Here is a 20,219-nt window from a genome sequence, read left to right as displayed (position 1 = left end):
TAACAGCCCCGTGCAACTGTTCAGGTTGATGGTTCATTGGTGGGAAGGGGCCGAGCCATGCCGCGGCCTGTCCCAACAGGGACGACCAGGATCCTCTCGGCCTCCTTCCCACCTCAAACATAGCACTGAACGAACACACAGGATCCTCGCCCGAGGATGACGAAGGCGAGAGGTGCTCCCTCGCCAGTCGCCTACGTATTCATCGAATCGAAGAAGTCGGCATTGGTCTTGGTCTGCTTGAGCTTGTCGATGAGGAATTCGATCGCGTCGGTGGTTCCCATCGGCGCCAGGATGCGGCGCAGCACGAAGATCTTCTGCAGGTCGGCGCGCGGGATCAGCAGGTCTTCCTTGCGGGTGCCGGACTTCAGGATGTCCATAGCCGGATAGATGCGCTTGTCGGCCACCTTCCGGTCGAGCTGGATTTCGCAGTTGCCGGTGCCCTTGAACTCTTCGAAGATGACCTCGTCCATGCGGCTGCCGGTATCGATCAGTGCTGTCGCGATGATGGTCAGCGAGCCGCCTTCCTCGATGTTGCGGGCCGCGCCAAAGAAGCGCTTCGGCCGCTGCAGCGCATTGGCGTCGACACCACCAGTCAGCACCTTGCCGGATGACGGCACCACGGTGTTATACGCGCGGCCGAGGCGGGTGATGGAATCGAGCAGGATGACCACGTCGCGGCCGTGCTCGACCAGCCGCTTGGCCTTCTCGATCACCATTTCGGCGACCTGAACATGGCGCACCGCCGGCTCATCGAAGGTCGAGGAGATTACCTCGCCCTTCACCGAGCGCTGCATGTCGGTCACTTCCTCCGGCCGCTCGTCGATCAGAAGCACGATCAAATAGCATTCCGGATGGTTGGCAGTGATCGAGTGGGCGATGTTCTGCATCAGAACCGTCTTGCCGGTACGCGGCTGCGCGTTGATCAACGCGCGCTGTCCCTTGCCGATCGGCGCCACCAGGTCGATCACGCGTGGCGAGATGTCCTTGCTGGTCGGATTGTCGATCTCCATCTTCAGCCGCTTGGTCGGATAGAGCGGCGTCAGATTGTCGAAGTGGATCTTGTGACGGATCTTTTCCGGATCGTCGAAATTAATGGTGTTGACCTTGAGCAGCGCGAAATAGCGCTCGCCTTCTTTCGGGCTGCGGATCGGCCCTTCGACCGTATCGCCGGTCTTCAGCGAAAAGCGCCGGATCTGCGACGGCGAAATATAGATGTCGTCGGGACCGGGCAAATAGTTGGCATTGGCCGAGCGCAGGAAGCCGAAACCGTCCTGCAGCACTTCGACCACGCCATCGCCGATGATCTCGATATCCTGGGCGGCCAGCTTCTTCAGGATCGCGAACATCAGCTCCTGCTTGCGCATGACGCTGGCGTTCTCGACCTCGAGCGATTCGGCATAAGCGATCAGCTCTGGCGGTTTTTTGTTCTTGAACTCAGTGAGTTTCATTTCTTGCATTAGATGGACTCTGGGTAGGCTTTGGGGAGAAAAAATCGGCGGGATGCGACAAATGCCGGGCGCGGCCGAAAGCGAAAATGGGGCGGCGCATGACGGGAAGGAAGACCCGTCTTGTATCGTCGGTCGGTTGAAAGAGCAAGCCGCCTTTTGCGGGTCGGCGTGATGTCAGAAAGGCTTCACTACGACCAGGACGACGATGACGATCATCAGCAATGTGGGGATCTCGTTGACGATCCGCCAGTGCCTCGCCGGTTTTTCGTTCTTGTCCTCCGCGAATTTGCGCACCGCGCCGGCGAGATAGCCGTGCAGGCCCGACAACAAAAGCACCGCGGCGATCTTGGCGTGCAGCCAGCCGCCCTGAAAACCAAACCCTTTCCAGGCGAGCCAGAGGCCGAACACCCAGGTGACGATCATTGCCGGATTGATGATCGCCCGCAGCAGCCGGCGCTCCATCACCTTGAAGGTCTCGGACTGGGCGGAACCCTTCTCGGCATCGACGTGATAGACGAAGAGGCGCGGCAGATAGAGCATTCCGGCCATCCAGGAGATGACGGCGATAACATGGATCGCCTTGGCCCAGGGATAGAAGCTATCGGGCGCCACGAAATAGAGCAGCGCGGTCAGCACCACCAGAGCAACAATGCCGATGGCCATGCGCTTCATCGCCTGGCCGGTGCTGTTGCTCGTGTCGGTCATCAGCGGGTCCTCACCAGTTTCACCATCGCCTCGACATGCGCCACCGGCGTCTCCGGCGTGATGCCATGGCCGAGATTGAAGATCAGCGGGCCATCGCCCAACGCCTTCAGGATAGAATCAACGCCGTCGGCCAGAGCCTTGCCGCCGGCCACCAGCCGCAACGGATCGAGATTGCCCTGCACGGCACCACCGGCTTGCAACTCCTTCGCCATCCCGAGCGGCACGGTCCAGTCGAGGCCGAGGCCGGTAATCCCGGTCTTCTGCCGATAATCGCGATAGCGCTCTCCCGCACCTTTGGGAAAACCGATGACCGGAACATCGGGATAGACCGCCTTCACCTGCCGAACGATCTGCGCAACCGGCTCGACGCAAAAGGCTTCGAAAGAAACATCATCGAGCACGCCGGACCACGAGTCGAATATCTGCACCACATCGGCGCCGGCCTCGATCTGGCGGATGAGATAGGCGGCCGAATGATCGGCCAGCACTTTCAACAGCCGGGCAAAGGCTTCCGGCTTGCGATAGGCAAACAGCCGCGCCGGCGCCTGGTCGGGCGTGCCATGGCCGGCGATCATGTAAGTCGCCACCGTCCACGGCGCGCCGCAGAAGCCGATCAGCGTCGTCTCACCGGGCAGTTTCGCCCGCAACCGGCGAACCGTCTCGTAGACCGGTTCGAGATTCACGTGAAACGTTTCGCTCTCCAAAGCCAAAATCTCCGCCGCCGTGATCGGCGTCAGCAAAGGCCCGCGGCCCTCTTCGAACCGCACGTCACGCCCGAGCGCATTGGGCACCACCAATATATCGGAGAACAGGATCGAAGCATCGAAGCCGAAGCGCTCGATCGGCTGCAGCGTCACTTCGACGGCGAGATCCGGATTGTAGCAAAGATCGAGGAACGATCCGGCCCGCTTTCTGGTCTCGCGATATTCCGGCAGATAGCGCCCGGCCTGACGCATCATCCAGAGCGGTGGCGGAGACACCGACTCGCCCTTCAATACGTCCAGCATGATCCGCTTGTGCCGCATGCAGCGTTCGCCTCTCTCGGGCCTCTTTCTAAATCAAATATCTTATTTCTAAGAATCTTCTGATTCTAAGAGTCTGTTGGTTGTGGTGGTTGGCACCTGTCCAGCCTGACCGCCAAAAAGGCCAGTCAGCATATTGTCGCGCGCTTCTCCCGCGGGGTTGCAGGACTTTGTGGAAGACCCGGAATCCACGACTGGAGTCAATGGCTTGACGCAAGCGCCAGGAAAATGGCTCTGTGGATGAAGGAAGGGTGAAAAAGCCAGTCCCCAGACTTGTCCCCAGCCGCCCGACGAAGCCTACAGCACATCGAATTGTGGACAAACTGCCATCTGATACAGTCCCTCTCCGCCGGCCGTTTTCTCGACCCCCGTTTATCCACATCCGCCCACAGCCTGGAACCAAACCCTGTGAACAAACCCCAGAGCTTCTTTCACCTTCACCTGATTTCGGATGCCACCGGCGAGACGCTGCTGGCCGCCGGGCGCGCGGCTTCCGCGCAATACAAGGATGCGCGCGCCATCGAGCACATATATCCGCTGATCCGCACCGAAAAGCAGGTGGCCAAGGTGTTCGAGGACATCGAGGAGGAGCCGGGCATCATCCTCTACACCGTCGTCGACCAGAAGCTGGCGCGCGGCATCGACGAACGCTGCGCGACCATGGGCCTGCCTTGCGTCTCGGTGCTGGAGCCGGTGCTCAGCGTCTTCCAATCCTATCTCGGCACGCCGGCCGGCCGCCGCGTCGGCGCGCAGCACGTGCTCGATGCCGAATATTTCCGCCGCATCGACGCGCTCAACTTCACCATGGAGCATGATGACGGCCAGCTGCCGGCCAACATGGACGACGCAGACATCGTGCTGATCGGCATCTCGCGCACCTCGAAGACGCCGACCAGCATCTATCTCGCCAATCGGGGCATCAAGACCGCCAACATCCCGATCGTGCTCGGCGTGCCGGTGCCGGAAAGCCTGGTCAACGCCAAGACGCCCTTGATCGTCGGCCTGATCGCCACCGCCGAGCGCATCTCGCATGTCCGCCAGAACCGCATCCTCGGCAACAGCAGTTCTTATGAGGCGACCGACTATGTCGACCGCGCCGCCATCACCGAGGAACTCGCCTATGCCCGCCAGATCTGCACCAGGCATGGCTGGCCGATGATCGACGTCAGCCGCCGCTCCATCGAGGAAACGGCCGCGGCCATCGTTGCCCTGCGGGGGAAGAACAGATAACCCATTGCCCCGTTAGACCGGGACGCGGGTGCGCGAAAATCATGGCCGAGAAAATCATCCTCGCTTCGGGCAGTCCGTACCGCAAGGCGATGCTCGTCAATGCCGGCCTCGATATCGAGGCGGTGCCGGCTCAAGTCGACGAGCGGGCGCTCGAGGCTCCGCTGAAAGGCGTCTCGCCGGAAGATGTCGCTTCGATCCTCGCCGAAGCCAAGGCGACCGAAGTCAGCGAACGCAAGCCCGGCGCGCTGGTGCTCGGCTGCGACCAGACGCTGTCGCTCGGCGACGAGGTCTTCCACAAGCCCGCCGGCATGGAAGGCGCGCGCCGCCATCTGCTGGCGCTGTCGGGCAAGACCCATCAACTCAACAGCGCCGCCGTGCTCTGCCGCGATGGCGAGGTTCTGTGGCGCCATGTCGGCGTCGCCAGCCTGACCATGCGCAAGCTCGATCCGGCCTTCATCGGCCGCCATCTGGCGCGCGTCGGCGCCAAGGCGCTCTCGAGCGTCGGCGCCTACCAGATCGAGGGCGAAGGCATTCAGCTGTTCGAGAAAATCGAGGGCGACTATTTTACCATTGTCGGCCTGCCGCTGCTGCCCGTTCTGGCGAAATTGCGCGAGCTTGGAGCCATCGATGGCTGAGACGTCGAAAAAAGCTTTCGTCACCGGACATCCGATCGCCCATTCGCGGTCGCCGAAGATCCATGGCCACTGGCTGGAAAAATACGGCATCGACGGCAGCTACCAGGCGATCGACGTCGAACCGGAGGATTTCGCCGACTTTCTGAGCACGCTGCGCGACAACGGCTACAGCGGCGGCAACGTCACCATTCCGCACAAAGAGGCGGCCTTCGCGCTGGTCGACCGACGTGACGAGGCGGCCGAAGCGATCGGTGCCGTCAACACGCTGTGGTTCGAGGATGGCGCCTTGTGGGGCGGCAATACCGACGCTCATGGCTTCGCCGCCAATCTCGATGAACACGCACCGGGTTGGGCAAGAAATGGTCCGGCCGTGGTGCTCGGCGCCGGCGGCGCTTCCCGCGCGGTCATCCGCGCGCTGGTCGAGCGCGGCGTGAGCGACATCCGCATCGTCAACCGAACGCTTTCGAGAGCGCAGGAGTTGGCTCGCCGCTTCGGCGCCGGCGTCTCCGCCTACGGCGTGGAAGCGACCCGCGAATTGCTCATGGATGCCGGCCTGCTTATCAACACCACGGCACTCGGCATGCATGGCAACGAGGCCCTCGCCGCCGACCCGGTCGAGTTGCCGGACCACGCCATCGTCACCGACATTGTTTACGTGCCGCTGGAGACGCCGCTGCTTGCCGCGGCGCGCGCGAGAAGTCTCAGGACGGTCGACGGGCTGGGCATGCTCTTGCATCAGGCTGTGCCCGGTTTCGAGCGCTGGTTCGGCATCAGGCCGGAGGTAACGGCAGAACTCCGGCAAATGATCGTCACTGACATTGGCGCCAAACAATGATCGTGCTCGGCCTCACCGGATCGATCGGCATGGGCAAGTCGACGACCGCAAAAATGTTCGCCGACGCCGGCGTGCCGGTGCATGATTCCGACGAGACGGTGCATCGTCTCTATGCCGGCAAGGCCGCCCCGCTGGTCGAGGCGGCCTTTCCCGGGGCCACCGTGTCCGGGGTGGTCGACCGTACCAAGCTCGCCGGACGCGTGCTTGGCGACGCCGCCGCGCTGAAGACGCTGGAAGCGATCGTCCATCCGCTCGTTCGCGCCGACGCCGACGCCTTTCTGGCCAGGCACCGCGCCGGCCGCGCGCCGATTGCGGTTCTCGACATTCCGCTCTTGTTCGAAACCGGCGGGCGAAACCGCGTCGACAAGGTCGTGGTCGTCACCGCGCCGCCAGAAATCCAGCGCGCCCGCGTGCTGGCGCGGCCCGGCATGAGTGAAGAAAAGCTGGCGGCGATCCTGGCCAAGCAGGTTCCGGATGCCGAAAAACGCCGGCAGGCCGACTTCGTCATCGACACCGATGAGGGTTTCGACGCCGCGCGCGCCGCGGTCGGGGCCATCATCGCCGAACTGACGGGGCATAAGTCCGGCACGGCCGGCTCCTGACACTACAGCGCCGCGCGTCCATTCGGACGCGCAAAGGACGCTGTAGCACTTTGATTTTGCGCATGATCCTTTCCGAAAATCGGTTCCGATTTTCGGGGATCATGCGTAGGCCGTCAGCATTGCCCATTGCCATTTTGTTCTGGTGTAGGATTCTGCTCCTTTAGAGCGGACTGATTCGATGCGCGAGATCATCTTCGATACGGAAACCACCGGCCTCGACTCGCGCGAGGACCGCGTCATCGAGCTTGGCGGCGTCGAGCTGGTCAACCGCTTTCCGACCGGCCGCACCTTCCACAAATTCATCAACCCGCAAGGCAGGGCGATCCATCACGAAGCGCAGGCCGTTCACGGCATCAGCGCCGCCGACCTGGTCGGCAAGCCGACTTTTTCCGAAATCGTCGACGAGTGGCTGGCCTTCACCGACGGCGCCAAGCTCGTCGCCCACAACGCCAATTTCGATATCGGTTTCCTCAATCTCGAATTCGGCCGGCTCGACCATCCCGTTATCGATCCCGGCCGTGTCGTCGACACGCTGGCACTGGCGCGCCGCAAGCATCCGATGGGGCCCAATTCGCTTGATGCGCTGTGCCGGCGTTACGGCATCGACAACGGCCACCGCACCAAGCACGGCGCGCTGCTCGATTCGGAACTGCTGGCCGAAGTCTATATCGAGCTCATCGGCGGCAAGCAGGCGGCGCTTATTCTTGACGCGGTGGCGGTGCAGGTGAACGGCTCGGGCGATGTAGCCGACATCGACATCACCATCGCCGCGCGACCAATCGCCCTGCCGCCGCGCCTGACCGAGGCTGATCGGACGGCCCATGCCGGCCTGGTCGCGACGCTCGGCGAAAAGGCGTTGTGGTTGCGAGTGGCGGCGGGGTGAACGGACTGCGTAGGTAGCGTTCCGTCACACCCCCCTCTGGCCTGCCGGCCATCTCCCCCTCAAGGGGGGAGATTAGCAGCTTCGTCGCTCCAGCCATTCCTGCAACGTCGAAGATTGGCGAAGGCTTCGGTGACGTCCAATCTCCCCCCTTGAGGGGGAGATGCCTGGCAAGGCAGAGGGGGGTGCTGTCCCGCCATCCTCTCCAACAAAAAAACCCGGCACGAGGCCGGGTCTTCATAAATCGCAGAGCAGATTAGCTCAGCTAGCCTTCACCTTGGACGCCGCCTGGTCCTCGGCCAGCTTCTGCTGGAACATCTGCGCGAAGTCGATCGGGTCGAGCATCAGCGGCGGGAAGCCGCCATTGCGGGTCGCTTCGGCGATGATCTGCCGGGCGAACGGGAACAGCAGCCGCGGGCACTCGATGAACAGGATCGGCAGCATATGCTCCTGCGGGAAGCCGCTGATGGCGAACACGCCGCCATAGACCAGCTCGACGTTGAACAGCACTTCCTGGTCGAAGGACGCCTTGGCGTTCAATGTCAGGTTGACATCGAACTGCTTGTCCGAGAGCGGATTGGCGTTGACGTTGACATTGATGGCGATGCCGGGCGCCTTGTCGCGGCCGCGCAGCGAATTCGGCGCGCCGGGGCTTTCGAAGGACAGGTCCTTCACATATTGGGCGAGCACGTTGAGTGCCGGCTGCGCTGCATTGCTGTTGCCGTTGGCGGCGCCGACCGGCGCGTCTTCATTGCTGGCCATGAGCCTTGTCCTTTTGCCTGGGCAGCAGTGCTACCGGATTGAAACCGGGGGTTCGCTACCATGGTCGGCATGACAAGACAAGGTTTGCCGCCTTCGGCTCGTCCCCGGATCTGGATCGTGCCAGCTCTAATCGTCCTTGAGGCGGCGCCAGGGCGAATTGTGGTCCGGGCCGCGGCTGTAATCGTCGGCGCGCGAATAATCGCCGTCGTCGAGATCGATGACCTTGTCGCGTGGCTTCGTCCGGAAACCGCTGCTGCCGAAGCTGGTCGCCAGCACGATCCGGCCTTTCAGCATCCGCCAGGCCAGGTCGCGCACCGGCGGCAGCAGCAACAGGACAGCGAAGATGTCGGTGATGAACCCGGGAATGATCAGAAGGATCGCCGCCAGCACGATCATGGCGCCATGCGCCAGCTGGCGGCTCGGATCGCGCCCGGCATCCATTTCAGCGCGCACGCGTCTCATGACGCCGAAACCCTGGTGGCGTAGCAGCAGGCTGCCGGCAATGGTCGAGGCCAGCACCAGGCCGACCGTCGCCAGCGCGCCGATCTGGCTGCCGACAATGACGAAACCGGCGATTTCCAGCAGGGGAAGCGCGAGCAGGAACGGGGGAAGCAACGAAATACGCAAATCTTGGCCGATCATGTCGATGTTTTGCCGGCCAGCACGCAATCGCCGCTGGCACCGGAGCTGTTAGATAGGTATGCCTGCCTTTAATTTGAATGATTGCGCCTTGCGTTCTATATGCTTTGAATGTTGAACGCTATGCGACTGTGGCCTTCTGTTGGCCGGCGGTCCGGCCTGGACAGGGATCGAATTGGCGGAAGATATGGGATTCTTCGACTTCGGCACGATTTTCTTTCTGATTGCGGCGGTTGTGATCTTTTTCCAGCTGCGCAACGTGCTCGGCCGCCGCACGGGTAGCGAACGCCCGCCCTTCGACCCCTATTCCGCAAGCCGCACCCGCGACGACGCGGCGCAGAAATCCGAAAACGTGGTTTCGCTGCCGCGCAAGCGCATGCCCGGAGAACCGGCCGCCGACACTTATGTGGCGATCGACGCCTTCGCCAAGCCCGACAGCGATCTCAACAAGGGCCTGCGGACGATCAAGGATAACGATCCGTCCTTCGATCCGAAGACCTTCGTCGACGGCGCCAAGATGGCCTATGAGATGATCGTCATGGCCTATGCCGACGGCGACCGCAAAACGCTGAAGAACCTGTTGTCGCGCGAGGTCTATGACGGCTTCGTCGCCGCGATCGGCGACCGCGAGGCGAAATCGGAAAAGATCCAGTCCTCGTTCGTCGGCATCGACAAGGCCGATATCGTCGCCGCCGAGATGAAGGGCGGCGAGGCGCACATCACGCTGCGCATCGTCAGCGAGCTGATCTCGGCAACGCGCGACAAGGCCGGCACCGTCATCGACGGCGATCCCGAAACCGTCGCCGAGGTCAAGGACGTCTGGACCTTTGCCCGCGACACGCGCTCGCGCGATCCGAACTGGAAGCTCGTCGCCACCGAAGAAGAAGACTGAACCGGATGCAAGTCGCCCAAAAGTGCGAAGCGGTTTTGGGACAACGACATGCATGAAAACAAAGACTGGAAGCGCGTCGCATGACTCTCTTCAAACGCGACGCGCTTTAACCAGCGGCGGGCCTTGTCGTGTCGCTATCTCCGGCCTTCGACGAAACATCCTTTGACCGGCTGCCCGGCTGGGCCGATGACGATCATCCGGCTGCCTTTGCCGCCTTTCGCCGTTCGGCCTTCCATGTGCTGACAAAGCCCTATCGCACCGGCGCGCTCGGTGTCGATTTCACCGCCTTCGCCGCGGCCTATGAGGAAGCGCGCGCTGTTTCGCAGCCGAATCGATCCGAATCCCGAAGCTTCTTCGAACGTCACTTCGTCCCGGCGCGCATCGGCGCTGAAAATGGCGGAGCCGGCCTCGTCACCGGTTTCTACGAGCCGGAGGTCGAGGCCTCGCCGGTATGGACCGAGCGGTTTTCGGTGCCGCTTCTGTCGCGCCCCGCCGATCTCGTCGATATCGATGACGCCAACCGGCCGGCGGGCATGGACCCCTATCTCGCTTTCGCCCGCGATACGCCGAACGGGCCGGTCGAGTATTTCGATCGCGGCGCGATCGAGCGCGGCGCGCTTGATGGCAAGGGCCTGGAGATCGCGTGGGTCGCCGACAAGGTCGACGCCTTCTTCGTCCACGTCCAGGGCGCGGCGCGGCTGAAGATGACCGGCGGAAGGCTCTGCCGCGTCACCTATGCCGCCAAATCCGGCCAGCGCTTCACCGGGCCCGGCAAGGTGCTGAGCGAAAACGGCGAAATCCCGCTGGAAAAAGTGACCATGCAGTCGATCCGCGCCTGGTTCAAGGCGCATCCGGATCGCGTCGACGAGATCCTCTGGCAGAACCGCTCCTACATTTTCTTCCGCGAGGCGGCGGTCGACGATGCCGGGCTCGGCCCGATCGCCGCCGCCAAGGTGCCGCTGACGGCGGGCCGCTCGATCGCCGTCGACCGGCTGCTCCACACATTCGGCACGCCCTTCTATATCGACGCGCCGTCGCTGACCGCCTTCGACGCAAAACCGTTCCGGCGGCTGATGATCGCGCAGGACACCGGCTCGGCCATCACCGGTCCGGCCCGCGGCGACCTGTTCGCCGGCTCGGGTGACGCCGCCGGCGAGATCGCCGGCGTCGTGCGCAATGCCGCCGAGTTTTATGCGCTGCTCCCGAGAGCGCTCGTTTCGGGTGCGGTGCCATGACCCGCCGCATCGACAGGCTGAGCGAGGACGATCGCGTCCTGTGGAACCTGGTGGCGCGCACGGCCAAGCCGCTGAAGGGTAAGGCCGCCATTGTCATTCCGGACATCGTTGTCGACCCAAAGCCAACGCCCGTACCTGCTGTCGGCAGTCCGGTCGTCGCCGCGAAACCGAAGACGCAGCATGTTTCGCATGCGCTCGACGAACCGACGCTGGACAAGCTGAAGAAGGGCCGGCTGCCGATCGAAGGCCGCGTCGATTTGCACGGCATGACCCAGGACGAGGCCTATTCGCTGTTGTTTGCGTTCCTGCACCGGGCGCATGCCGGCGGCATCCGCTATGTGCTGGTCATCACCGGCAAGGGCTCCTCGTCGGGCGGCGACGGCGTGCTGCGACGCTCCGTGCCCGCCTGGCTGTCGACGCCCGCCTTCCGGCCGCTGGTTTCCAGCCACGATCACGCCGCCCGCAACCATGGCGGTTCGGGCGCGCTCTATGTGCGCTTGCGGCGGGTGCGCGCGTGAGGGCGCGGCCATGAAGATGGTGCCATGACGCCGTTTGGCGAAAAGCTGCGCGCACTGCGCAACGAGCGCGGCCTCAGCCAGAAGGCGATGGCCGAGGCCATCGGCGTCAGCGCCGCCTATCTGTCGGCCCTGGAGCATGGCCGCCGCGGCGCGCCGACCTGGACGCTGATCCAGAAGATCATCGGTTATTTCAACGTCATCTGGGACGATGCCGAGGAGCTTGCCCGCCTTGCCGAGGCCTCGCATCCGCGCGTCAGGATCGACACGTCGGGTCTTTCGCCAGCCGCCACCGAGCTGGCCAATCTTCTGGCCGAAAACATCGAGAAGCTGGACGAAGCCGAGCTTCGCCGCATCACCGCATCGATCCGCGCAGCACTTGGTCGGCGGGTGTAGTACGCAATTTACGCCAAGGGGACGCGCGTTCACCCGCGCTGGCGCCGACGTTCGCTTCACCTGAACAGATGCCCGCCGGCGGACAGCCAGCGGGCAGCTGTGGTGAGATCATTTCTTGCCGGCCTGGCCGCCATTGTCTCCACGGCCATTATCGCCACGGTCATGGTCGTGGCCATTGTTTCCGCCGCCCAGGCAGTTCGAGTCGCCGGCACCGCAACAGCGGCCGCTCCACAGATCGTTGGTCGACGTACTGGCGCAGCTGGTGACGGTCTGATCGGCCAGAGCAGGCCCGGCCAGCGCCGACATCGCGACGGCGGCGAGAAAGGTCGTACGCAGAAAGGCAGTCATTTGAAATCTCCACGGTTGGTTTACGGCCGTGTGTCGCCGGCCGGGAGGAAATGGTTCACGGAGACTGCGGAATATGTCGGAGGCGGTGCGTGGCCAGCCGTAGTCACATTGAGGGGCGGCGCTGCCCCTCATCCGCCTGCCGGCACCTTCTCCCCGTATAGTGACGGGGAGAAGAGAGATGGCCGCCGCGTTAGCGCCCATTCTGCAGCGTCGATGATTGGCGAAAATATCGATGACGGCGTCTTTCTCCCCGTTACTATACGGGAGAAATGCCCGGCAGGGCAATGAGGGGCGGCGCCGACCTACGATAGCTGTGAGGCGCTTGACGCGGCGTGCTTCGAACGCGTCCCGCCTGCCTTTACTGGACCGCGCCGACCAAAACCTGCTGGCCATCGCGGATCGAGACCCAGCGGCCGGTGTTGTCGATCGCCTGGCGCTTGAGGAAGCGGTAGCCGGTCTCATCCCACGAGCGGACCTTGTCGGTGAGATTGTCGAGGACGTAATCGCCCTTGTCGGTGCGCACCGTCAGCACCGCATGGCCCTCGCCGTCCGGCTTGCGCACGACGGTCATCAGGAGATCGGCGAGCGATATACCCATGCGATAGAGGTCGCGGCGCTTCTCCAGGACATAATCCTCGCAGTCGCCGAGGCCGTTATCCGGATAGGCCCAGACTTCATCCTTGCCGTAGATGTCGTAGTCGCTCAGAGGCTTGACGGCGGCATTCACCTTGGCGGTGACGCTGGTCAGCTTGCGCCAGAGCGCATCGGTCATCCTGGCTGGCGCGAGGCTGCGCGGCCGGATCGAGCATTCGCCGGGATTGGACTTGCAGAAATCGTAATGTCCGATCGGTTGAGACGTCATCCCGCCGGTCGCCATCGCCCCCGCAGCCGACGCCGGTCCCGCCCAGCATCCCGAAATCGCCAGCCCTGCGACTGCGCACAAGCGCAGCGTCCGTGCCATCGGTGAGGAAATCATTGTCCCCGTTCGCCCCTTGTTGTTAACGAAACGTTAAGAGCGATTTACAGTCCGTGTCAATTATGACTGTGGTCCGATTGATGGCATGGTTACTTTCACCATCCTGACAGCGGCCATTGTGCAACAGGACCATCCGGGCACGCCGGACGGTCCTGTTGCGCGGTTCGGTTGCGCGTCTCACTTCTGGTTGCGTCAGCTCTTGGCGGAGCGCACCAGCCTCGGCTTTGCGGCAACGCGGTTCTGGCGGCCATAGCTGGTGATGAAGTCGGCGATGCGCGGCACGATCTCGGAGCGGAAGCGCGAACCGTTGAAGACGCCGTAATGGCCGACCGCCGGCTGCATATAATGGGCGTGCCTGTCGGCCGGGATGTTGACGCACAGATCGTGCGCGGCCTGGGTCTGGCCGAGGCCGGAGATGTCGTCATTCTCGCCCTCGACGGTGAACAGTGCGACATTGCGGATCGCCGAGGTGTCGACCAGCTCGCCGCGATGCATCATCTCGCCCTTGGGCAGAGCGTGGCGCACGAACACGGTGTCGACGGTCTGCAGGTAGAATTCCGCCGTTAGGTCCATCACCGCCAGGTACTCGTCGTAGAAATCGCGGTGCTTCTCGGCATTGTCGCCGTCATGCTTGACCAGATGCATGAAGAAGTCCTTGTGGGCGATGATGTGGCGGTCGAGGTTCATGCTCATGAAGCCCGACAGCTGCAGGAAGCCCGGATAGACCTCGCGGCCGAAGCCCGGCACCGGCCAGGGCGCCCGCATGATGACGTTGTCGCGGAACCAGCCGATGCCCTTTTCCTCGGCCAGCAGATTGACCGCGGTCGGATTGCGGCGGGTGTCGATCGGACCGCCCATCAGCGTCATGGTCGAGGGCACGAAGGGGTCGCCGCGCTTTTCCATCAGCGCCACCGCCGCCAGCACCGGCACCGAAGGCTGGCAGACCGCCATGACATGGGTGTCCGGGCCTAGCGCATGGAACATGTCGATGATGTAGTCGATATAGTCGTCGAGGTCGAAGCTGCCGGCGGCCAGCGGCACCATGCGGGCGTCGACCCAGTCGGTGATGTGCACGTCGGCATGCGGCAGCATCGCTTCGACCGTGCCGCGCAGCAGCGTCGCGTAATGGCCCGACATCGGCGCCACGATCAAAAGCTTCGGATCGGGCTTGCGTCCGGCGGGGACAGCCCGCTCGAAACGGACCAGGTTGCAGAACGGCTTCGACCAGACGGTCTTTTCGGTGACCTCGACGCTTTTCCAGTCGACCACGGTCTTAGCCAGCTCGAACTTTGGCTTGCCGTAGCGGCGCGTGGTGCGCTCGAACAATTCGGCGGTCGCCGCGACCGAGCGCCCAAAGGACGTGTGCGAGATCGGGTTGAGCGGATTGATGTAGAACATCCGCACCGCATCGGCATAGAAGCGGGCGGGCTGCAGCGCCGCATGGTTCATTTCATAGAGCTGGTAGAACATCAAGAACCCCGCTGCTGCATGCGACCGAAGGGACGACGAGCAGCGCCGAGCCTTGAATCTCTCGCGGCGAGGTTAACAACATATTGTTGCGATGCAATACGTCAATTGGTCTGACAAATGGTTCTTTTGTCCAAGGCCTTGAAAATCCGCCTTGAATGGCCGAGCCGGCTCACTGTGCGTTGCGATGTGTGTAGGAAATGTGTCCGGCCCTCTAGCCTGACATATCGGACATTTTAGACGCGGGCCATGCAGACGGAAGTGTGGCCCGAGCCGATGAAGCCAAGCTGGCTGGCGGCGCCCTTCGACAGGTCGAGCACACGGCCCTTGATGAAAGGACCGCGATCGTTGATGCGCACGACGACGCTGCGGCCATTGTTCTTGTTGGTCACCTTCAGCTTGGTGCCGAAGGGCAAGGTGCGGTGCGCGGCGGTCATCGCCGAGGGGTTCATGCGCTCGCCGGAGGCCGTGCGGGAGTGCAGCGCGTACCAGGAGGCACGGCCGCACTGGGCGGCTGCGGAGGAGGTGGAGGCGCCGACCATCAGGCCAGCCGCTACCGTTACCGCAACAAGCGCGGTTTGCTTGGTTTTCATCATGTTGGGGGAATGGCTCCGTTTAGACAGACCCCAGCCGTTAAGGAACGATTAAGGCACCAAATGCGGCAATCATCTGTCGGTTCCGTGGCGGAAGCACACGTTTGGAGTCGGCGGGAAACAGTTTGTCATGAGTCTTCCCGCATCGGGCCGCGTATCTGTGATGAACATCACGCCGCTTCCCAGCCAGTTCTGGCAAGATCGAGCGTTAATAAGCAAGTAGAGATGGACGCGATCGGATCGCTTCCTTTTGGCTCTTTCATTGCCGCAGTGACGCTGTTGACGATCGACTTGGCAAGGGAATTCCGCCGATGCGGTTGATGAGGAATTTGCTGGCGCTGATCGTGCTCGCCATCGGCCTGCTGTGGTCGCTGCAAGGCATCGGTCTTGTGCCGGGAAGCTTCATGACCGGCCAGTCGCAATGGCTCTGTATCGGTCTCCTCACCATGCTGGTCGGCTTGCTCGGTCTGGGCTGGGCAAACCGCTCGCGCATCTGACTGGGCCGCCTGCGGCTTCGCCCACTGGCACGACATCAAACGCGACCTTTGCCGCCGCTGATGACCATGACCGTCGGCAAGGCTGGCGCCGTGCGTCCGGCTGGACGGACGGCGCCCGATAGAGTCAGGCAGCCTTTGCCGCCGGCTTGGCCGCCTTGACGTGGGTCACGCTACGGCGTCCGTCGACGCTGATCGGCACATCGCCGTCGACGGTGGCACGGCGCACGATCCGTTGCTGGCTTCCATAGTCATTCACCGCATAATGCTGGGTGGCGCGATTGTCCCAGATCGCGACGTCGCCGGCCTGCCACCGCCACCGCACGGTATTTTCGGGGGTGGTCACATAGGCCTGGAACAACTCGTAGAGTTTTGCGGAGTCGCTCTTGGATAGGCCGACAAACCGCTGGACGAAATTGCCGAGCAGCAGCGAGCGTTCCCCGGTTTCCGGATGCACGCGCACGACGGGGTGCTCGGTCTCGTAGACGGTCGAGGTGAAGACCTCCTCGAAATGTTTCCTTTCCTCGGCGGAAGCGCGAGGACGCACGGCTGCGTAGTCGTAGGCGTTGCTGTGAATGGCCCAGAGATTGTCCGCCAGCAGTTTGAGCGGCGCCGGCAGGCTTTCATATGCGGCATGGGTGTTCGACCAGATCGTATCGCCTCCGGCCGGAGGAATGACGACGCCGCGAAGCACGGAGAATTTCGGATAGGCGTCCACGAAGGTCACGTCCGTGTGCCATTGGTCCGCGCGACCGCCGCCGCGGCTCGAATCCAGATTGAGGATCGAAGCGGTGCCCGCAATCGGCCCTTGCGTCGGATGAGGCACAAGATCCCCCAGGCGCCGCGCGAACAGTTCATGCTCGGAATCATCGAGATGCTGCTGGCCGCGGAAGAAGATGACCTTGTGCTGCAAAAGAAGCTGATTGATCGATGCTATGGTGGCATCCGACAGGTTTCCACCGAGGCGAATGCCTCTGATCTCCGCTCCCACGCGGGCGGTTAGCGGAACAGCGTCGGTCGCAGGAATGATCTGGTCGGTAGGGGCCGGGTTGCTCATGGGAATCTCCTCGTTTCTGTTTGGGGGAAGGCAGGTCGACTGAGGTTGATCACTGGGACCAACATTGCCAGGCCCAGTAAAAGCCTTCGTCGCGCGGCGGCAGGCGGTCGTGCTCGGCATCGAGCTGCACGGGTGCCGGCGTTCTGGGTTGGCGTTCAGGCTCCCTCGTCCAGGCGAGCAGCCAGTTGCCGAAATGGGCAAACAGCATGGCGGTGGAATGGGTCATCGTCATTCTCTCCTGCTTCGGTTATTCCCGTCCCGCCCAGGGAACGAGCCCGCGCTCGATCCGGCGGATGATGAATTCCAGCACGAAGGCGATTGCAGCGATCACCAAAATCCCCATCACCACGACGTCGGTGACCAGGAACTGGGCGGCCGACTGGATCATGAAGCCGAGGCCGCGCGTCGCTGCCACCAGTTCCGCGGCGACCAGCGTCGACCAGCCGGCGCCGAGCGCGATACGCAGCCCGGTCAGGATCGAGGGCAGCGCGCTGGGCAGGATCACATGGCGGACAAGCTGGAAGCGGCTGGCGCCGAGCGAGCGCGCCGCATTGATGCGCTCCTGCGAGACGCCGCGCACGCCTGACGCCGTCGACAGCGCCACCGGCGCCAGCATTGCAATGGTGATCACCAGGATCTTCGACGGTTCGCCGATGCCGAACCAGATAATGACCAGCGGCAGATAGGCGAGCGGCGGGATCGGCCGCAGGAATTCCAGCAGCGGATCGAAGATGCCGCGCCCGATGGTGCTGATGCCGATGGCGAGCCCGACGGGAACGCCGACGAGAAGCGCGGCGATCAGCGCTGCGAACACGCGGCCCAGGCTGGCGACGACGTGTTGGGCGAGCGTCGCGTCGACGAAGCCGTCACGGGCGACGACGACGAACTTGTTCCATACGGCGAAAGGCGATGGAAGAAAGACCGGCGACACCAGCTGCAGGCGGGCCGACAGCGCCCATGCCGCGAGCACCGCCAGGATGGTGATGGCGCTGACTGCGCGTGCCGAAATCCCGCGCCGTTTCGGGCGTGGCCGCGACCACGGCACCGACAGCGCGCTGCTTTCGTCGGTCCTTGTGGTCGGCCGTTCGCTGTAAGAGGTAACGCTCACGCCGCCTCTCCTTCGAAGATCGCGTCGGTCAGTTCGCCACGCGCCGCCGCGAAGGCGGGATCGGCCTTGATGCTGCGAATGGCCTCCCCGGCCGAGTAGCGCCGGCTGAAGCCGATCTCGAAAATCTGCACCACGCGGCCCGGCACGGGCGCCAGCACGACGATGCGGGTGGCCAGGACCAGCGCCTCCTCGATGCCGTGCGTGACCATCAGCACGCCGACTTGGGCCGCCGCCCACAGATCGAGCAGCGTCGTCTGCATGCGTTCGCGCGTCAGCGCGTCCAGCGCACCGAGTGGTTCGTCGAGCAGCAGGAATTCGGGTTCGGCGGCGAGTGCGCGGGCCAGGCCGACGCGCTGGCGCATGCCGCCGGAAAGCTCCCAGATGCGCTTGTCGCCGGCACCATCGAGCTTGACCAGTCTGAGCAGCTCGTCCGCGCGCTGTGCCCGCTCACCTGACGGCACGCCGCGCAGCCTGAGAGCAAAAGCGACGTTCTCTCGCGCGGTCAGCCACGGGAACAGCGCATCGTTCTGGAACACCACGGCGCGGTCCGGGCCAGGTGCCGTGATCGGTCGGCCCGCGATGCTGGCGCTGCCGCGCACCGGCTCGACCAGCCCGGCGGCGACGTTGAGCAGCGAGGTCTTGCCGCAGCCGGAGCGGCCGACCAGCACGACGAAATCGCCCTTGGCGACGTTGATCGAGACACGCTCGACGGCTGGCGCTGCCTGGCCTTCGTAGTGCACCGAGACCTTATCAAGCACGAGTTGAGGCATGGTCCCTCGCAGTAGGTTCTACAAATCCACCTGCCCGAGACCACTCCTCGTCAGCGGTCCGGGCAGGCAGCACGCGTCGCGCGTCAGTTCGAGGCCAGCGCCTCGCTGACATATTTCGACGACACGTATTTCGAGTAGTCGGGCAGCACGGCGTCGATCTTGCCCTGCTCCTTGAGGAAGGCCGATGCCGCCTCGATCGCCTTGACCGTGCCGCCGCCGAGGAATTTGGCGGAGGCCTGCTCCTCAAGCGTCGGGAAGACGTAACCCTTGAGCAATTGCGGCACCTCTTCCAGCTTGGCGCCGGTGATCTTGGCGATCTTAGCTGCCTGCGGCGACGAAACCGACCAGGCGTCGGGCTTGGCCAGGAACTCGGCATAGGCGGCGCCCGTCACCTTGACGAAGTCGCGCACCGCTTCCGGGTGCTTTTCGGCAAAGTCGGTGCGCACGATCCAGGCATCGAAGGTCGGCGCGCCCCAGGCTGCAACCTGCGAGGAATCCAGCACCACTTTGCCGGTGGTCTTGATCTGGCCGAGCGCCGGATCCCAGACATAGGCCGCGTCGATGTCGCCGCGCGTAAAGGCGGCGGCGATCTCCGGCGGCCTGAGATTGAGGACCTCGACCGACTTCGGATCGACGCCTTCATGCTTCAGCGCGGCCAGCAGGCTGTAATGCGTTGTCGAGACGAACGGCACCGCCACCTTCTTGCCGGCAAGGTCGGCGATGTTCTTAATGCCGGCGCCGTTGCGGGCGACCAGCGCTTCGGATTCGCCGATCAGGCCGACGACGAAGATGGTCTGGATCGGCAGCTCGCGGCTGGCCGCGGCCGCCAGCGGGCTCGATCCGACATAGCCGATATCGACCGAGCCGGAGGCGACCGCTGCGATGACATCGGCGCCGGAATCAAATTTCCGCCAGTCGATCGCGGCCTTGGTGGCCTTCTCATAGGCGCCGTCGGTCTGCGGCACTTTCGAGGGTTCGACCACGGTCTGGTAGCCGATGGTGATTTTGAGGTCGTCGGCAGAGGCCGGGCCGAGGAATGCGGCGCCGGCAAGTGCCGCCGACGAGAGCAGGATGATGCGTCGTGAAATGATCGACATGATGGGCTCCATGAAAAGGCGAAAAACTGGATTGCCTTTTCATAGTCCGCTAATTCTATCGTTCTTGTAGAGTTAAATCCTTCCAACCAGGACGGGTTGAGTGGAAAAAAGCCACTGGTGATAGGCTAGCGAAGCGCAAAGCGCGGCTGCCACGGGCGCGACCGCGGCAGATGGCACACTGGACCGTCAAGACTGGCCGAAGCGTCCGAGTTCGTCATCCTAGGGCGGAGCGACGCGAAGCGGAGCGCAGACCCCTGGGATCCATGCCGTGACACCAAGGCGTCGCCACGGTGCCGGACTTTCTTTGATGCCCGGAAGGGCGGAGGAGCAGCCTTCATTCCGCGTCGCTGCATTCTTCGGCCGCCGTCACGGCATGGCAACTGTGTTCATGCGAATGCGGTTTTGTCTCGAATGATGGCGTTGAGAGTGATCAGAAGTTTTCTGGCGACAGCGACGATGGCGAGTTTCTTTGATCCGGAGCGAGCCGCGAGTGCAGCATAGAAGGCTTTGAAG

At 63.3% G+C, this 20,219-nt stretch carries 24 protein-coding genes and 1 pseudogene; 10 read left to right on the top strand and 15 right to left on the bottom strand.

Features of this window, described 5'->3' with window-relative positions:
- Nucleotides 1-191 precede the first annotated feature (191 nt).
- The 3 genes from rho to hemE all read right to left on the bottom strand — a co-directional run bounded on the left by rho (nt 192) and on the right by hemE (nt 3,178).
- On the bottom strand, nt 192-1,457 hold the full coding sequence (gene rho, locus AC04SI_RS30860; RefSeq protein WP_081482260.1) for a transcription termination factor Rho: 1,266 nt from the start codon (nt 1,455-1,457) through the stop codon (nt 192-194).
- Between the two features lie 165 nt (nt 1,458-1,622).
- A complete protein-coding gene (gene hemJ, locus AC04SI_RS30855) occupies nt 1,623-2,153 on the bottom strand; it encodes a protoporphyrinogen oxidase HemJ (protein ID WP_404282196.1) in 531 nt (176 codons plus the stop codon).
- Nucleotides 2,153-3,178 (bottom strand): uroporphyrinogen decarboxylase, encoded by a 1,026-nt coding sequence (hemE, locus tag AC04SI_RS30850; RefSeq protein ID WP_404282194.1) that lies wholly within the window; start codon nt 3,176-3,178, stop codon nt 2,153-2,155. Before hemE ends, hemJ begins: the two co-directional genes overlap by 1 nt.
- Nucleotides 3,179-3,583: 405 nt before the next feature.
- Between hemE and AC04SI_RS30845 the strand changes: the two genes are divergently transcribed.
- The 5 genes from AC04SI_RS30845 to dnaQ all read left to right on the top strand — a co-directional run bounded on the left by AC04SI_RS30845 (nt 3,584) and on the right by dnaQ (nt 7,360).
- Entirely contained in the window at nt 3,584-4,405 is an 822-nt protein-coding gene (locus AC04SI_RS30845; RefSeq protein ID WP_404282192.1) for a pyruvate, water dikinase regulatory protein, read from the top strand.
- Nucleotides 4,406-4,446: 41 nt separating this feature from the next.
- Entirely contained in the window at nt 4,447-5,040 is a 594-nt protein-coding gene (locus AC04SI_RS30840; RefSeq protein ID WP_404282190.1) for a Maf-like protein, read from the top strand.
- Nucleotides 5,033-5,875 carry a shikimate dehydrogenase gene (locus AC04SI_RS30835; RefSeq protein WP_404282188.1) on the top strand — a complete coding sequence of 281 codons (843 nt, stop codon included), beginning with the start codon at nt 5,033-5,035 and terminating at the stop codon, nt 5,873-5,875. The genes AC04SI_RS30840 and AC04SI_RS30835 overlap by 8 nt, the downstream gene beginning before the upstream one ends.
- A complete protein-coding gene (gene coaE / locus AC04SI_RS30830; protein ID WP_404282186.1) occupies nt 5,872-6,477 on the top strand; it encodes a dephospho-CoA kinase in 606 nt (201 codons plus the stop codon). Before AC04SI_RS30835 ends, coaE begins: the two co-directional genes overlap by 4 nt.
- 178 nt (nt 6,478-6,655) lie before the next feature.
- Nucleotides 6,656-7,360 carry a DNA polymerase III subunit epsilon gene (gene dnaQ, locus AC04SI_RS30825; protein ID WP_404282185.1) on the top strand — a complete coding sequence of 235 codons (705 nt, stop codon included), beginning with the start codon at nt 6,656-6,658 and terminating at the stop codon, nt 7,358-7,360.
- A 258-nt stretch (nt 7,361-7,618) separates the two neighbouring features.
- On the opposite strand, the gene secB is transcribed toward dnaQ, so the two are convergent.
- The gene (gene secB / locus AC04SI_RS30820) at nt 7,619-8,119 is read right to left on the bottom strand and encodes a protein-export chaperone SecB (RefSeq protein ID WP_192179478.1); all 501 of its coding nucleotides are present in this window, start codon (nt 8,117-8,119) and stop codon (nt 7,619-7,621) included.
- Nucleotides 8,120-8,245: 126 nt separating this feature from the next.
- The gene (locus AC04SI_RS30815) at nt 8,246-8,746 is read right to left on the bottom strand and encodes an FxsA family protein (RefSeq protein ID WP_404282205.1); all 501 of its coding nucleotides are present in this window, start codon (nt 8,744-8,746) and stop codon (nt 8,246-8,248) included.
- Between the two features lie 199 nt (nt 8,747-8,945).
- On the opposite strand from AC04SI_RS30815, the gene AC04SI_RS30810 reads away from it, so the two are divergent.
- The 4 genes from AC04SI_RS30810 (at nt 8,946) to AC04SI_RS30795 (ending at nt 11,796) form a co-directional block, all read left to right on the top strand.
- Nucleotides 8,946-9,650, top strand: a complete 705-nt coding sequence (locus AC04SI_RS30810) for a Tim44/TimA family putative adaptor protein (RefSeq protein ID WP_192179476.1) — start codon at nt 8,946-8,948, stop codon at nt 9,648-9,650.
- Between the two features lie 128 nt (nt 9,651-9,778).
- Entirely contained in the window at nt 9,779-10,885 is a 1,107-nt protein-coding gene (gene mltA, locus AC04SI_RS30805; protein WP_404282183.1) for a murein transglycosylase A, read from the top strand.
- Entirely contained in the window at nt 10,882-11,403 is a 522-nt protein-coding gene (locus AC04SI_RS30800; RefSeq protein ID WP_006205326.1) for a Smr/MutS family protein, read from the top strand. The genes mltA and AC04SI_RS30800 overlap by 4 nt, the downstream gene beginning before the upstream one ends.
- 24 nt (nt 11,404-11,427) lie before the next feature.
- Complete coding sequence (locus AC04SI_RS30795; protein WP_006205327.1) at nt 11,428-11,796, top strand: helix-turn-helix domain-containing protein; 369 nt, start codon at nt 11,428-11,430, stop codon at nt 11,794-11,796.
- A gap of 108 nt (nt 11,797-11,904) precedes the next feature.
- Here AC04SI_RS30795 and AC04SI_RS30790 read toward each other — a convergent pair whose 3' ends face one another.
- The 4 genes from AC04SI_RS30790 to AC04SI_RS30775 form a co-directional block, all read right to left on the bottom strand.
- Nucleotides 11,905-12,144, bottom strand: a complete 240-nt coding sequence (locus AC04SI_RS30790; protein WP_404282180.1) for a hypothetical protein — start codon at nt 12,142-12,144, stop codon at nt 11,905-11,907.
- Between the two features lie 358 nt (nt 12,145-12,502).
- Nucleotides 12,503-13,120: a transglutaminase-like cysteine peptidase gene (locus AC04SI_RS30785; RefSeq protein WP_192179472.1), complete on the bottom strand. Its 618-nt coding sequence runs from the start codon at nt 13,118-13,120 to the stop codon at nt 12,503-12,505.
- A 192-nt stretch (nt 13,121-13,312) separates the two neighbouring features.
- Nucleotides 13,313-14,590, bottom strand: coding sequence for a polyhydroxyalkanoate depolymerase (locus AC04SI_RS30780; RefSeq protein ID WP_404282178.1), 1,278 nt, complete (start codon nt 14,588-14,590; stop codon nt 13,313-13,315).
- Nucleotides 14,591-14,823: 233 nt separating this feature from the next.
- A complete protein-coding gene (locus tag AC04SI_RS30775; RefSeq protein WP_404282176.1) occupies nt 14,824-15,183 on the bottom strand; it encodes a septal ring lytic transglycosylase RlpA family protein in 360 nt (119 codons plus the stop codon).
- Between the two features lie 308 nt (nt 15,184-15,491).
- Here AC04SI_RS30775 and AC04SI_RS30770 point away from each other — a divergent pair, with 308 nt between their 5' ends.
- Nucleotides 15,492-15,677, top strand: coding sequence for a hypothetical protein (locus tag AC04SI_RS30770; protein ID WP_006205332.1), 186 nt, complete (start codon nt 15,492-15,494; stop codon nt 15,675-15,677).
- Between the two features lie 124 nt (nt 15,678-15,801).
- On the opposite strand, the gene AC04SI_RS30765 is transcribed toward AC04SI_RS30770, so the two are convergent.
- The 6 genes and pseudogenes from AC04SI_RS30765 to AC04SI_RS30740 form a co-directional block, all read right to left on the bottom strand.
- Nucleotides 15,802-16,731 (bottom strand): TauD/TfdA dioxygenase family protein, encoded by a 930-nt coding sequence (locus AC04SI_RS30765; RefSeq protein ID WP_404282203.1) that lies wholly within the window; start codon nt 16,729-16,731, stop codon nt 15,802-15,804.
- A gap of 49 nt (nt 16,732-16,780) precedes the next feature.
- A complete protein-coding gene (locus tag AC04SI_RS30760) occupies nt 16,781-16,957 on the bottom strand; it encodes a hypothetical protein (RefSeq protein WP_404282174.1) in 177 nt (58 codons plus the stop codon).
- Nucleotides 16,958-16,978: 21 nt separating this feature from the next.
- Entirely contained in the window at nt 16,979-17,839 is an 861-nt protein-coding gene (locus AC04SI_RS30755) for an ABC transporter permease subunit (protein ID WP_404282172.1), read from the bottom strand.
- Nucleotides 17,836-18,609 carry a taurine ABC transporter ATP-binding protein gene (locus AC04SI_RS30750; RefSeq protein ID WP_404282170.1) on the bottom strand — a complete coding sequence of 258 codons (774 nt, stop codon included), beginning with the start codon at nt 18,607-18,609 and terminating at the stop codon, nt 17,836-17,838. Before AC04SI_RS30750 ends, AC04SI_RS30755 begins: the two co-directional genes overlap by 4 nt.
- 83 nt (nt 18,610-18,692) lie before the next feature.
- On the bottom strand, nt 18,693-19,706 hold the full coding sequence (tauA, locus tag AC04SI_RS30745; protein ID WP_404282168.1) for a taurine ABC transporter substrate-binding protein: 1,014 nt from the start codon (nt 19,704-19,706) through the stop codon (nt 18,693-18,695).
- Nucleotides 19,707-20,092: 386 nt separating this feature from the next.
- Nucleotides 20,093-20,219 (bottom strand): annotated as a pseudogene (locus tag AC04SI_RS30740) (IS110 family transposase); the annotation flags it as partial.

The sequence above is a fragment of the Mesorhizobium sp. CNPSo 4689 genome (assembly GCF_057784325.1).
Note: the sequence above shows the minus strand (reverse complement) of the source record. Positions and strands in the feature narration are given on the sequence as shown.